Annotated in this window: 14 protein-coding genes and 3 other annotated features; of the genes, 12 read left to right on the top strand and 2 right to left on the bottom strand. The window is 41.2% G+C overall.

What is annotated here, in order from left to right; translation table 11 throughout:
• Positions 1–85 precede the first annotated feature (85 nt).
• Positions 86–331: a binding site (T-box leader), on the top strand.
• Positions 332–376: 45 nt separating this feature from the next.
• Positions 377–624, top strand: a binding site (T-box leader).
• Positions 625–697: 73 nt separating this feature from the next.
• The 10 genes from trpE (at position 698) to ACXAF2_RS01860 (ending at position 8943) form a co-directional block, all read left to right on the top strand.
• Positions 698–2095 carry an anthranilate synthase component I gene (gene trpE, locus ACXAF2_RS01905; RefSeq protein WP_475137132.1) on the top strand — a complete coding sequence of 466 codons (1398 nt, stop codon included), beginning with the start codon at positions 698–700 and terminating at the stop codon, positions 2093–2095.
• Entirely contained in the window at positions 2092–2703 is a 612-nt protein-coding gene (locus ACXAF2_RS01900) for an anthranilate synthase component II (protein ID WP_475137131.1), read from the top strand. The genes trpE and ACXAF2_RS01900 overlap by 4 nt, the downstream gene beginning before the upstream one ends.
• Complete coding sequence (gene trpD / locus ACXAF2_RS01895) at positions 2675–3700, top strand: anthranilate phosphoribosyltransferase (RefSeq protein WP_475137130.1); 1026 nt, start codon at positions 2675–2677, stop codon at positions 3698–3700. Before ACXAF2_RS01900 ends, trpD begins: the two co-directional genes overlap by 29 nt.
• Positions 3701–4489, top strand: a complete 789-nt coding sequence (trpC, locus tag ACXAF2_RS01890) for an indole-3-glycerol phosphate synthase TrpC (RefSeq protein ID WP_475137129.1) — start codon at positions 3701–3703, stop codon at positions 4487–4489.
• Positions 4486–5091 carry a phosphoribosylanthranilate isomerase gene (locus ACXAF2_RS01885; protein ID WP_475137128.1) on the top strand — a complete coding sequence of 202 codons (606 nt, stop codon included), beginning with the start codon at positions 4486–4488 and terminating at the stop codon, positions 5089–5091. The genes trpC and ACXAF2_RS01885 overlap by 4 nt, the downstream gene beginning before the upstream one ends.
• 33 nt (positions 5092–5124) lie before the next feature.
• Positions 5125–6327: a tryptophan synthase subunit beta gene (trpB, locus tag ACXAF2_RS01880; RefSeq protein ID WP_475137127.1), complete on the top strand. Its 1203-nt coding sequence runs from the start codon at positions 5125–5127 to the stop codon at positions 6325–6327.
• Positions 6320–7111 (top strand): tryptophan synthase subunit alpha, encoded by a 792-nt coding sequence (trpA, locus tag ACXAF2_RS01875; RefSeq protein ID WP_475137126.1) that lies wholly within the window; start codon positions 6320–6322, stop codon positions 7109–7111. Before trpB ends, trpA begins: the two co-directional genes overlap by 8 nt.
• A 151-nt stretch (positions 7112–7262) precedes the next feature.
• Complete coding sequence (locus ACXAF2_RS01870) at positions 7263–7424, top strand: hypothetical protein (protein WP_475137125.1); 162 nt, start codon at positions 7263–7265, stop codon at positions 7422–7424.
• A gap of 133 nt (positions 7425–7557) precedes the next feature.
• A complete protein-coding gene (locus ACXAF2_RS01865; protein WP_475137124.1) occupies positions 7558–8562 on the top strand; it encodes a S66 family peptidase in 1005 nt (334 codons plus the stop codon).
• Between the two features lie 15 nt (positions 8563–8577).
• Positions 8578–8943, top strand: a complete 366-nt coding sequence (locus tag ACXAF2_RS01860) for a VOC family protein (RefSeq protein ID WP_475137123.1) — start codon at positions 8578–8580, stop codon at positions 8941–8943.
• An 81-nt stretch (positions 8944–9024) separates the two neighbouring features.
• Here the strand turns inward: ACXAF2_RS01860 and ACXAF2_RS01855 are convergent, their stop codons facing one another.
• Complete coding sequence (locus ACXAF2_RS01855) at positions 9025–9621, bottom strand: class I SAM-dependent methyltransferase (protein ID WP_475137122.1); 597 nt, start codon at positions 9619–9621, stop codon at positions 9025–9027.
• A gap of 136 nt (positions 9622–9757) precedes the next feature.
• Positions 9758–10023: a binding site (T-box leader), on the top strand.
• A 35-nt stretch (positions 10024–10058) separates the two neighbouring features.
• Between ACXAF2_RS01855 and metG the strand changes: the two genes are divergently transcribed.
• On the top strand, positions 10059–11717 hold the full coding sequence (gene metG, locus ACXAF2_RS01850) for a methionine--tRNA ligase (protein ID WP_475139070.1): 1659 nt from the start codon (positions 10059–10061) through the stop codon (positions 11715–11717).
• 18 nt (positions 11718–11735) lie between these two features.
• Positions 11736–12131 carry a metallophosphoesterase family protein gene (locus ACXAF2_RS01845; RefSeq protein ID WP_475137121.1) on the top strand — a complete coding sequence of 132 codons (396 nt, stop codon included), beginning with the start codon at positions 11736–11738 and terminating at the stop codon, positions 12129–12131.
• A 147-nt stretch (positions 12132–12278) separates the two neighbouring features.
• On the opposite strand, the gene ACXAF2_RS01840 is transcribed toward ACXAF2_RS01845, so the two are convergent.
• Entirely contained in the window at positions 12279–13103 is an 825-nt protein-coding gene (locus ACXAF2_RS01840) for a GNAT family N-acetyltransferase (RefSeq protein ID WP_475137120.1), read from the bottom strand.
• Positions 13104–13556 lie beyond the last annotated feature (453 nt).

The raw sequence follows: 13556 nt of genomic DNA, 5'->3' as shown, positions 1-13556 counted from the left end.
TGATACATACCAGAATATTATTTTATATAAACAGTTGACATTATGAAGGAAAGCTATTAGTATAATAAACAATTAATTAAATGAGCGAATGGCTATGACGAAGAGGAGTACCTCTGATCGACACTTAAGAGAGCTGGTGGTTGGTGAGAACCAGTGTGAACGATCTTTGGGAATGGACTTCTGAGCCTCCAAACCGAAACTTCAGGGAGTAGGCTTTGGCGAATGTCTTATCGTTACAAAAGACGCGTATTCAAGCAAACCGCTTCGATACGATTGAGTGGACTGTTCAGGCAGTCAACAAAGGTGGCACCACGGGTATCTCGTCCTTTACATGATGTAAATGGATAGGGATGCCCTTTTTTTATAACTGAATAATGATAAATCGTTGAGTAAGAGGAGTACATTCAAGTGATGCATGACAGAGAGCTAAGGATGGTGAGACCTTGGTATGATAGCTTGTATGGAATGGACTTATGAGAGATGATCTGAATGGAAGTAGGGTCGTACGGAATTCCACCGTTAAAAGGATAGAGTATCGGGTGATAGACCCCGTACTTGAAGCAAGAGGGGATACGTCAACGTATCCCAATCAGAGGTGGCACCGCGGTCAGCATCGTCCTCTATGAACAGAGCTTTCTGTTCATAGGGGACTTTTTTTATTTTTATTTTAAGCGGAACATTGAATTGGAGGCATGAAATGATGAAACAGCAAGCGTTGGATTATGTGGTGAAAGAATTAAACGGTGACATATTTACTCCCATCTCACTTTTTCAATCGTTAAAAGGTAAGAAGAAATTTTTATTGGAGAGCTCATTGAAGCATGAACAATCCGGTCGGTATTCATTTGTAGGGAGTGATCCATTTTTAGAATGTAAAGCATACGGAAATACCGTCCAGTTGAAAAAAACATCTGCAAATGAAATGGATGAAATAGAGGGAAATCCCATTGAAATCATTCAAAACCTTATTCCTACCCACGATCTAAAAGGTGCACCTTTTCCTTTTACAGGAGGGGGGATTGGATATCTGGGATATGACGTTATTCGACACTACGAAGAGATCGGTATAACTCTCCAAGATGAACTAGAAATGCCGGATATTCATCTTATGTTTTATGAAAAAGTCATTGTGTTTGATCATCTGGAGCACAAAGTATTTATTGTCGTCATGAATGAGTGGACAGAGGATCAAATGGGAGATTTGGATAAAAAGGTGAAGGAAGTAGAGGCTGAGCTGAACAATGTGTATTTGGAAACTCATAAGAAGAAACTGGATCGCCTTTCCTTCCATGCTCAAACCTCCAAAGATGAATTCATGGAAAAGGTGGAGAGGGCTAAGCAATCCATAAGAGAAGGTGAAATCTTTCAAGTCGTGCTCTCTCAAAGATTAAAGGCGTCCTTTTCTGGAAATCCATTTTCATTCTATAGAAGCTTGAGGAAATCCAACCCGTCCCCTTACATGTTCTTCATTGATTTCGAGGAATATGTCGTAATGGGTGCATCACCAGAAAGCTTGCTGAAAGTTCAAGGCAGAGAAATCACCACGAATCCAATTGCAGGTACGCGAAGAAGGGGAGAAACACATGATCTGGACAGGGAGCTCGAGAAGGAATTACTGACAGATGAAAAAGAAATCGCTGAACATCGAATGCTGGTAGACTTAGGCAGGAATGATTTAGGCAGAGTCTGTGAGATCGGCTCAATTTACCTTTCAAAGTACTTAACGATTGAGAGATATAAATATGTCATGCACATCGTTTCTGAAGTAAAGGGTGAATTAAAAGAAGAAGTAACACCTCTGGAAGCATTAACATACTGTTTACCGGCAGGGACCGTCAGTGGAGCACCGAAAATCAGGGCCATGCAAATCATTAATGAACTTGAAACAAAAAAGCGCGGAGTTTACTCAGGTGCCGTCGGGTATATCGGGGTAAACGGGAATTTGGATTTTGCCCTTGCCATCCGGACGATGGTTCTAAAAGATAAAAAGGCATATGTTCAAGCCGGTGCCGGGATTGTTTATGATTCAGACCCAGAGAGTGAATATGAAGAAACCATGAATAAAGCTAAATCATTATTGGAGGTGACAGGATGATCCTTCTTATTGATAACTATGATTCCTTTACGTATAACCTGTATCAGTATATAGAAGAGCTCGGTGAAGAAGTAATCGTGAAACGGAATGATGCTATTTCATTAGAAGAAATCAAGGAATTGAATCCTGCGGGAATCATTCTATCACCTGGTCCGGGGAAACCGGAAGATGCGGGCATTTGCATCTCGATAATACAGAATCTTCACGCTAGTGTGCCGATTTTAGGGGTTTGTTTAGGGCATCAGGCAATCGGGGCAGCATTCGGAGCAACTATCGAAGTGGCTGAGAAAGTCATGCACGGAAAAACATCCCTTATTAAACACGATGGCGGCGGAGTATTCGAATATCTTCCACAACCATTAGAGGTGATGAGATATCATTCCCTGGTGATAAAGAATGGGACCCTGCCGACGCAATTAGAAACTGTCGCTATGTCCATGGATGATAGAGAAATCATGGCGATAAAGCATATGAAGTATCCGATGTACGGGCTTCAGTTTCATCCGGAATCCATCGGTACGAAAACAGGAAAGAAAATCATTCAAAACTTTTTAGTTCAGATGAGAAAGGAGAATAACCGTGAAACCCTATCTACAGAAGTTATCTAACGGTCATTCATTAGATAGAGAAGAGATGAGAGAGGCAGTAGAAAAATTGTTCATTGAAGAAACAACGGATAGTCAAATCGCCTGTTTCCTGACCTTGTTAAAAATGAAGGGGGAAACTGTAGATGAAATTACCGCTCTTGTTGAAGTTTTAAGAGAGAAAGCGATGCCGATTAAAAGCACGGCACCCGGAATATTGGATAACTGCGGAACAGGTGGAGACGGATCCCAAAGCTTTAATATTAGTACAACGAGTGCATTTGTTCTTGCGGGGGCCGGGGTGAAGGTTGCGAAGCACGGTAACAGAAGTATTTCCAGTAAAACAGGAAGTGCAGATGTGTTAGAACATTTAGGGGTAGCACTCGATTTCCAATCTCATGAGGTGGAAAGTTTACTGGATGAAACCAATATTGCTTTTCTATTTGCACCTCATATTCATTCAGGTTTAAAGAAGGTAATGAAGGTCCGGAAAGAATTAAGGATTCCTACCATCTTTAATCTTATTGGACCGTTAACGAATCCGGTTCATCTGGAAACTCAACTCCTAGGGGTATATAGAAGAGATAAATTAGAAACGATGGCCCATGTTTTACATGAATTAGGCAGAAAACGAGCGATTGTGCTGAATGGAGCTGATTACATGGATGAAGCCTCATTAGCAGGAGAAAATCATCTCGTTCTGCTGGATCAAGGGGAAATTACTTCACTCACATTAAAGGGAGAAGATGTCGGCCTTCCATGTTATTCCCTCGAAGAGATACGAGGAGGGGACGCGGGAGACAATGCCATTATTTTAGAAGAAGTATTAAATGGGAAGGAAGGAGCCTACACTGATACGGTCTTATTCAATGCAGGAATCGGTCTATACGCTCATGGCAAAGCAGCCACCTTTCTAGAAGGTGTAAAGCTTGCAAGGGAAAGTATAGAAAGCGGTCGTGCAAAAGAAAAGCTCCACTCCTTGGTCCGCTACAGTCAACAACGTCGAAAGCAGGTGATTTAAGTGTCTACCATTCTACAAACCATTCTTGAAAAGAAGAAAGAGGAAGTGGAAGAGTTAAAGAATGCAGGGTATAAATCCCATAATTGTAAGAAGAATCCTGGTCGTTCCTTATATGGAGCGTTAAAATCAGCATCCAGATTGCAGGTGATTGCAGAAATTAAGCGGGCATCTCCATCAAAAGGAGATATCCGAACAGAAGTGAATCCCGTGGCACAAGCCATGAAGTATGAAGAAGCGGGAGCCTGTGCCATATCGGTATTAACCGATGCTCCTTTCTTTAAAGGGAGTATGGAAGATCTTGCGAATGTTCGAAAAGCAGTCTCCCTCCCTATTCTGTGTAAAGACTTTATTATCGATGAAATCCAGATTGATCGTTCTAAAGATGCCGGGGCAAATATCATTCTCCTTATAGTGGCTGCCCTGGACGATAATAGATTACAAGAACTTTATTCTTATGCAACGAAGCTTGGCCTGGAAGTCCTGGTGGAAGTTCATAATGAAGAAGAAATGAATGTTGCTATGGATTTAGGGGCAACTATAATTGGTGTGAATAATCGTAACCTGAAAACCTTTGAAGTAAATCTTCTGATTACAGAAACTCTCGGCTCCTTGGTAAATGGAACAGATATCGTATTCATAAGTGAAAGCGGAATAAGAAATGAAGAGGACTGTCATCGAGTCGTAAACGCAGGTGCGGATGGGGTTCTTGTCGGAGAGACGTTAATGAGAAGTGATGACCCTGCAACTAAGCTTGCCTCCTTGCAAGTGAGAAAAGGCGTGGTGAAATGACCAAAGTAAAGGTGTGTGGAATAAGAAGACAAGAAGAAGCTCTGTGGGCAGTTGAAGCAGGAGCTGATGCGATAGGGTTCGTGTTCGCTGATAGTAAAAGAAAAATTGATGTAGAATCAGCAGCACTTATAAGTGCTTCACTACCTTCGCATGTATTGAAAATTGGCGTGTTTGTAAATAAGGATAAAGAGAAGATGGGAGAAATAACCAAAATGGTAAATCTAGATTACGTACAGCTTCATGGCGATGAATCAGTCCAATTTTGTGACAGTCTCGATCTACCATTTATCAAGGCGGTTTCGATAAAGAAAAAAGAAGACCTAGACGGGATCGAACACTTTGGCGGAGAGATGATTTTGTTGGACAGTGGAAATGGGCCACATCGTGGAGGGAATGGGACGACGTTTAATTGGGATTATGTCCATGCAATAAACATCCCTCAACACTTGATTCTTGCCGGTGGATTGAATCGGGAAAATGTTCGGGAGGCGATCACCAAGGTCCGTCCCTATATGGTGGATGTTTCAAGTGGTGTGGAGACGGATGGGAAGAAGGATAGAAGAAAGATAGAATCATTTATTCGAGAGGCGAAGTCGGTATAACGATTTTTTAAATCAATGAATGGAGGAATTGAGATGATATACGCACAACCAGATCAGAAAGGGTTATTCGGGCAATTCGGGGGAAGGTTCGTTCCGGAATCATTGATGAAGGCTGTTCAAGAATTGGAATTGGCTTATGATGAAGCCTCCAAGGATGAAGAATTCCAGGAGAAACTTCAAAACTACTTAAAGGATTATGTAGGAAGAGAAAATCCACTCTACTTTGCTGAAAATCTAAGCAAACAGGTGGGAGGAGCGAAAATCTACTTGAAACGTGAGGATCTCAATCATACGGGTGCTCACAAAATCAATAATACAATCGGTCAGGCACTGCTCGCTGAACGGATGGGTAAAAGGAAAATCGTAGCGGAAACAGGAGCAGGGCAGCACGGAGTCGCTACGGCAACCGTATGCGCCCTATTAAACCTGGATTGCGTCATTTTTATGGGGGAGGAAGATATTCGCAGACAGAAGCTCAACGTATTCAGAATGGAGTTACTGGGAGCGAAAGTGGTGAGTGTCACCCAGGGGAGTGCCACATTAAAAGATGCAGTCAATGAAGCCCTGCGCTACTGGGTCGCAAATGTAGAGGACACACACTATATTATCGGTTCCGTGTTAGGGCCACACCCATTTCCTAAAATGGTACGGGATTTTCAAAGTGTGATCGGGAAAGAAACAAAGCGACAATTCTTCGAAAAGGAAAAATGCCTGCCAAAGGCAATCGTCGCTTGTGTTGGAGGCGGCAGCAATGCCATCGGAATGTTTCATCCGTTCATTGATGATAGGGAAGTGGACTTATACGGTGTGGAAGCGGCTGGAAGCGGGGTTGATACCGACAAACATGCAGCCACATTAACAAAGGGGTCCGTCGGGATTCTTCATGGCAGCATGATGTACCTGCTGCAAAATGATGAAGGGCAGATTCAAGAAGCCCACTCTGTTTCAGCAGGTCTTGATTACCCTGGTGTCGGGCCGGAGCATAGCTACTTGAAAGACATTGATAGAGTGGAATATACGTCTATTTCAAACGGGGAAGCATTAGATGCATTTAAGCAACTGTCCCAGACAGAAGGAATCATACCAGCACTGGAAAGCTCTCACGCAGTCGCCTATGCAGTGAAGTTAGCTGAAAAAATGAGAAAAGAAGAGTCAGTAGTGATTTGTTTATCCGGCAGAGGGGATAAAGATGTAGAACAAGTGAAAGAGTTACTGGGAGGTAGTCAACATGGGTAAATCATTTCTTGAAAATACGTTTAAAGCTGAACTGGATAAAGGAAACAAACTATTCATTCCTTACGTGATGGCAGGGGATGGGGGGATAGAGACCTTGATATCGACCTTGAAAATGCTCGAAGAAAGAGGGGCAACGGCCATAGAAGTCGGGATTCCGTTCTCTGATCCCGTTGCTGATGGCCCGACCATCCAAGAGGCAGGGAAGCGGGCACTGGAGAATGGGACGACACTGCAAATGGTGTTTGAAGTGCTAAATGAAAGTAGAAAGGAAATTGGCATTCCGTTAGTCTTTATGACGTATATTAATCCCATTTACAAATATGGAGTAGAGCGTTTCTTTCAGGAATGTAAGAATACAGGGGTGGACGGTGTGATCATTCCTGATCTGCCACTGGAACATCATGAATTGGTTAGGGAACCATCTCAAGAAAATGGAATCGCCATTATTCAATTAGCAACGCTTACGAGCCCGTTACAGAGAATTCAGGAATTGGCTTCCGTCACTGAAGGGTTCCTTTATGCTGTTACGATTAATGGTATTACTGGAACGAGAGAGGGATTTGGAAACAATATTTCAGACCACCTGAATAAATTGAAAGAAAACAGTCAAGTCCCAGTACTTGCCGGGTTTGGAATATCTACTCCTGAACATGTGCGTACCATGAGTAAATACTGTGATGGAGTAGTCGTTGGAAGCAAAATAATCGATTTGATTCAGCATGGATCATTTGATGAAATAGAAGAATTAATCAGTGCTTCAAAGGCTAAAGCATTAAAATTGTAAAAATTACCGAATTCTTCGTAAATATATGAACGCCTAGATTAACAGATTCTAAATGTATGTTAAATAAAGGTAAATAGCCTTCTTTTTCCTCCTGAAATCAGTATGATAGAGATGTAGTTGAACAAAGCATCATAACAGGAGGCTATTAAAAATGAAAAGTATGAAAAAGTGGTTATTAATGTCAATGACAGCTCTATCAGTAGTAACATTTGCAGCCGGATGCAGTGGAGACACAGAGGAAGACACAGGTACTGAAACCGAAGAGAACATGGAAGAAGAAAGCAATACTGAAGAAAGCAACAATGAAGAGTAAAATGATAACAGTCAGCCCTAAGTGGGCTGGCTGTTTTATTTTTGGATCAGAAATTCGAAGATTAAGGTTGTATTGTACTACTATTTCTATTAATCTGACAATATAAGACATATTTGATAGAGAGGTCAAACGGATGACGATTCCAAATCGATTAAAAATAGGAGATACAATCGGGATTTGTTCCCCATCTTCACCAGTCGCTGCTCATTGCCCTAAGAGATTGAAAAGAGGGATTGAAGAGCTTAAGAATTTAGGCTTTAACGTGAAAGTAGCGCCAAACACGTTGAAAATTGAAGAGTATATGGCTGGTACCATTGAGGAAAGAGTGGAGGACCTACATAATCTCTTCAGGGATAAAGATGTAAAAGCCATCATCACCACTATTGGAGGAACCTGTTCTCATCAACTATTGGATTTTCTGGATTTCTCTTTAATCCAAAAGCATCCAAAGATATTCCTCGGATACAGTGACATAACGGCTCTCCACTTGGCCATTTATCAAAAGACCGGTCTCACAACATATCTTGGACCTGCTGTTCTGCCACAGTTTGGAGAATATGGAGGACTGCAAACATACACAAAGGAACACTTCTTCCAATCACTTGTTCAAGGTGAAAGAGTAGATTACTCCGCCTCTTCTTCCTATGTAATGGAACATCTATGGTGGGACGAAGAAGACAATCGATTAAGGGAACAAATTGTAAATAAGGGACCTCATGTAGTCAAAGAAGGGAGAGCAGAAGGGAAAATCATTGCAGCCAATATGGGCACCATGCTCCTTCTTGCGGGTACAGAATACTTTCCAGATCTCGATGGTGCCATCTTATGTATTGAAGATGATCCAGAGGAAACTCCATCGTCAATTGATCGATACTTAACTCAACTCAGTCACATGGGGGTATATTCGAAAATTAATGGTCTTGTCGTTGGACGTTTTCATGATCACGTTGGCTTTAAAGAAAATCAACTGGCCGGCATTTTATCCCGTGTCACAGAGGGATATGGAATCCCAGTCGTTACGGATCTGGATTTTGGTCATACTGACCCTATGTTTATCCTTCCAAACGGAATCCAAGCCCGGCTTGAAGTTCACGAAAATCAAATTGATTTCCATCTGGTGGAAATGCCGGCTACATAATAAGGAGGAGTTCACATGATTCAAAGAAAAATGAATACAGTGTTTATTCCCGTTGTTAATCTAAAGGATTCTGTGGATTGGTACGAAAGAGTAATGGGTTTTGAAATCGATCCAGTGCAGTATAATGAGATTGAGGAGCTTCCCGTTTATACTTTTCAGATGGGGGAAACATCACTAACTTTAGAAGAGGAAAAAGGATTCACTCCACCTGCTTCAAATGTTCCAATATGCAATTTCCATACCACTCAAATTGAAAAAGTAAGAGAAGGCTTCTACGAGAAGAAAGTCACATTTGAATCCGGGATCATCACGTTCCCCGACTTTTCTTTTTTTAACTTTAGAGATGTCAACGGGAATTTATTAATGATTTGTACGGGTTAAAAAGGATAAAAACATGTAAGCGGTAATGAAAAACCTCCTCTAAGAATTGATTTTCTTAAGGAGGTTCTTGTTTATGCAAATTTACTTCACACACTTCACACATACCGTTAAAGCCGGTTTAACATTTTTATAAGAAAGAGTGATATCTTTAAAGCCAGCATCATGCAAAGCTTCAGAAATACTTTCGCCATAGTATTTCGCCCTGCTATCCCTTTCTTCATCCCCGCGAGGTTGGACGGTAATGAGAAGGATGCCACCTTTCTTTAACATAGTATATAAATGTGAAAGTGATTTTTTCTGGTCCTTCCATAGAGGATAGTTATTGACGGAAAAAATCCGATCGTACTCTTCATTGTTCAATTCAAATTGACTAATATCATGAACAAATAACCGAACTCTTCCATTCTCAATGGCTTTTTCATTCTTATTCTGTGCAGCATTCTTCATTGTCTCAGAGATATCAACCCCATCCACATGCGTTTTAGGAAAACGACTTGAAATGCGATGAATACAATATCCAGGCCCGTAGCCTACTTCCAGAATATGATCGCCATCTTTAATGGATAATTGCTTAATGGACCAATTATTTATCTTTCGATTATCGAATTCCATTACTTTTCCGACAAACCAGCCAAGTAATCCATTAGGACGCTTGAATTGCTTTTGTAATGAAAACAACAGGGCATCACCTCTTTTGCTGAAATCTGTTCTAATAAAATAGTATCGTCTATTCACCTTTCCACAAATACTCACAAATAAAACCTTTAAAGCGATGTTGCAATTTTTTGAAAAAGTGGCATAATATAAACAAATCTAATTTGCGTTGATGAGAAGAGTACATAGATGAGTCCTTAAACAGAGAGCTTCGGATGCTGAAAAGAAGCAGGGTAACTCGTTATGGAAAATGGTCTCGGAGCATTCTATCTGAACCGATTTGGTGTAGGGTAGAACGGGAGTGGGCATCCGTTATCCATGTCACGGTATAAGAGCTGTTTATATGCTCCGTACTTGCTGAGATAGACTTGTGTGAGCAAGCTATAAACTAAGGTGGTACCACGAGTTCAACCCCTCGTCCTTAGATGTCGATCGATATCTAAGGACGAGGGGTTTTTTATATTGTTCAGGAGGAGGAAAAGGTCATGACTATATTTATTGGTGGCGCTTGGCCATATGCAAATGGGTCGTTACATTTAGGTCACATCGCCGGCCTATTGCCAGGGGACATTATCGCACGATATTACCGTTTAAAAGGAGAAGATGTTCTCTACGTATCAGGAAGTGACTGTAATGGGACCCCCATCGGTATTCGGGCAAGACAGGAAGGAACAAGTATTGAAGAGGTCGCGAATCGATATCACAACGAGTTCCTGGAGTGTTTCCGCGCTTTAGGCTTTAGTTACGATGAGTATACAAGAACTGATCACTCACATCATCATAAGGAAGTTCAACACATTTTTACCACACTTTATCGGAAGGGCTTGTTATATGAAAAAGAAGTGGAGCAAGCGTATTGTGAGCATGATCATCAATTTTTGCCGGATCGGTTTGTGGAAGGAGTCTGTCCCGTTTGTGGTTCGAGGGCAAGGGGTGATCAGTGTGATCAATGCTCGACGGTTTTAGACCCGACTGATTTAATGGATAAAACCTGCAAGCTCTGTGGACATGAACCGGTGCAGAGGACGACAAAACATTTATATTTCTCCCTTTCTAAATTGCAGGAACCTCTTCTACAATTACTGATGGATAACGGCACCGGGTGGAGAGATAATGCCCTTAAGCTTACAAATCGATATTTAAAGGAAGGCTTGCATGACAGGCCGGTGACAAGGGATTTAGAGAATGGTGTGCAGGTCCCTATTCAAGGTTTTCAAGATAAGAAAATTTATGTATGGATAGAAGCAGTGAGTGGCTATTTGAGTGCTTCAAAAAAGTGGGCGAGGGAGCATCAGCGTGAGTGGAAGGACTTTTGGCAGGAGGAAACCACGTCCTATTATGTTCATGGAAAAGATAATATCCCTTTTCATAGTATTATCTGGCCGGCCATTCTTATAGGAATTGGCGAAAGGAATCTTCCTGACTATATTGTTTCAAATGAATACTTGACGCTTGAGAAAAGGAAAATTTCAACGAGCGGGAACTGGGCTGTTTGGGTGAAGGATCTTCTCAACGACTATCATCCAGATTCCATTCGGTATTTTCTTACCATTAATGCACCTGAAAAGAGAGATGCAGATTTCTCCTGGAGAGAATTCATTTATAGTCATAACAGTGAACTGCTGGGAGCTCTGGGGAATCTGGTACAACGCACGTTAAAATTTTATGGGAAAGAATTTGGTGATAACGTTTCGCTTTCTATTGTACCAAATGTTGTTAAGGATAAAATAGAAGAAACATTTTATTCGGTTGGCCAATCGATTGAGGAAGGTAACACTCGACAAGGAATTGAAATAGCATTCGAATTCATTCGATGGTCGAATAAGCGTTTTGATGAATTGAAACCGTGGAATGTATTAAAAGAGGATAGGGAGGAAGGAAGAAAGATACTAGAGGAATTCCTGTACCTATTATGTAATTTAAGGAATCTCATTCAACCGTTTCTTCCCTTCACTTCTTCAAAATTGACTGATCAACTGGGGATGAGCGGGCAATCCGTTTGGGGGCCGGTACCTTTGCCGTTTGGAATAAGCATTGAAGCTACAACACCATTGTTTAACCGGATTGACCTTGATCAAATTGAGACAGAACGGAAACAATTAAATGAGAAAGCACAGTGAAGCCAAAAGGAGTATGAGATGAAGATTATAGTCGTGTCCGATACCCACATGCCTAAAAAAAGGAGAGGGCTTCCGGAAATTCTGAAGGAAGATCTCATGAAAAATGATTTAATCATTCACGCCGGAGACTTTCAAACCCTTGATGTTTATCGAGAGTTTATGGAGTACGGAGAACTGATTGCCGTTGTCGGAAATGGGGACAATGCAGATCTTCAGGCGCTTCTTCCCCAGAAAAGAATCATCAAGAAAAAAGGATTGAAAATCGGTGTGGTGCACGGAGACGGGAAGGGGAAAACAACGGAAAAAAGAGCTCTGGAAGCGTTCGAATCCGATGAGGTAGACTTGATCGTCTTTGGTCACTCACATATCCCATATTCCCGCTATATGAAAGGGAGACTGTTGTTTAATCCCTGATCTCCCACTGATAAACGTAAACTTCCTTACTTCTCCCATGGTGTTTTGACCATTGAAGACACGTGGAAAATAGAACATAAATTTTACCGTTAAAAAAAGCACAGGGGTCTGAACCTCTGTGCTTTACACCATAATATGGCTTAAAGCTTATAAAGAGAACTGGTAGTAATCCTGACTATAGAAGGTCTGAAATCCACTTGATTCATAAAGTTTAAGGGCATTCCTATTCGTAGCAGCTACATCCAGGTAAATATCGCCGGTACACTTGGATTCCTTCATCACGACTTGAGACAGGGCATTTCTACCGATGCCTTTTCCTTGAAGGGAGGGACGGATAGCGAAGCCATAAATAAAGCTTCGATTGTCCACTCTTTGAATTCTAATCTTCCCGACGGTAGCCCCATTATATTCAATCATTAAGTTGCCTTCCCCTGATTCTTCAAGCAATCTCTTGGTATAGGCTTCAGCATCAGATCTTACAACATGAAAGCATTTTTCATCAAGATCAATGATGGTTTCAATATCCTTTTCAGTCGCACTTCTTAGTTGGACATCAGCGGCGTTTATAGATAAGCTTTTCTTATTCCACTTCATTTCATATTCTGTAAAATCATAAGAGGCGTTTATTTTCTCAATAAACTCCTTTCCGGAAGCTGAAGAGCCGGGAGAATTAAGTAAGAGTTTTTGAATAGATCGTGACCTTAGTGATTGGATGGCTTCCTGGAATAGTTCTAGAAATAATTGTTGTTTACGGTATTCCGGGTGAATCATCCCGCATAATTCATATGTTTCACCAAAGCCGTACAACCCTAAAAATCCGATCAATTGACCCTCTTCGTAAAGAAGAAAATCATCCAGGCTGTTTGTACGGTTTTTAAGCATATCCCAGTTCAGTTTTAAATTGATCTCTTCGTGTTTTTCGCAGACGATCTGCAGGTTTTTAATGTCTTGAAGCTGTTTTGAAGTAAGCATGATTCATCTCCAATTAATCAAAATGTAAAGAAATTTCTTACTAAATTTTATGAAAATTCTTTCATCTAGACAAGTGTTTTTTAAAAAGGCTCTTTTCGCAACGATTGTTGTTTTCTAACATAGAATCTGCCAGGGCTCTGTCAATCAGTTTATGCTGGATGGTGAGGGGAACTGCTCCGCTTGCAGCTAGCGTTCGGCCGAGCCTCCTCAGCTTAGCCGAACGGGGTCTCGGCACGCCCAAAATCCGCCGGAGTCTGCGCAGTTCCCCTCACCATCTTTAACAGAATTTTTATGACAGAGCTTCAAGGTGTGAAAGAAAACACTGTAACTAGAAAAAATAATTGTTATTCCTTAAAAGAAAATTCAATTGCTACTTAGCTTAAAAGAGACTATTTGCTAAAATTCTTGTTTTTATTGTCTTCCATTAAGGATTCATCCTCAGAAAGTTGAATG

The sequence above is a fragment of the Rossellomorea sp. ABR4_004 genome, assembly GCF_056159585.1.
Note: the sequence above shows the minus strand (reverse complement) of the source record. Positions and strands in the feature narration are given on the sequence as shown.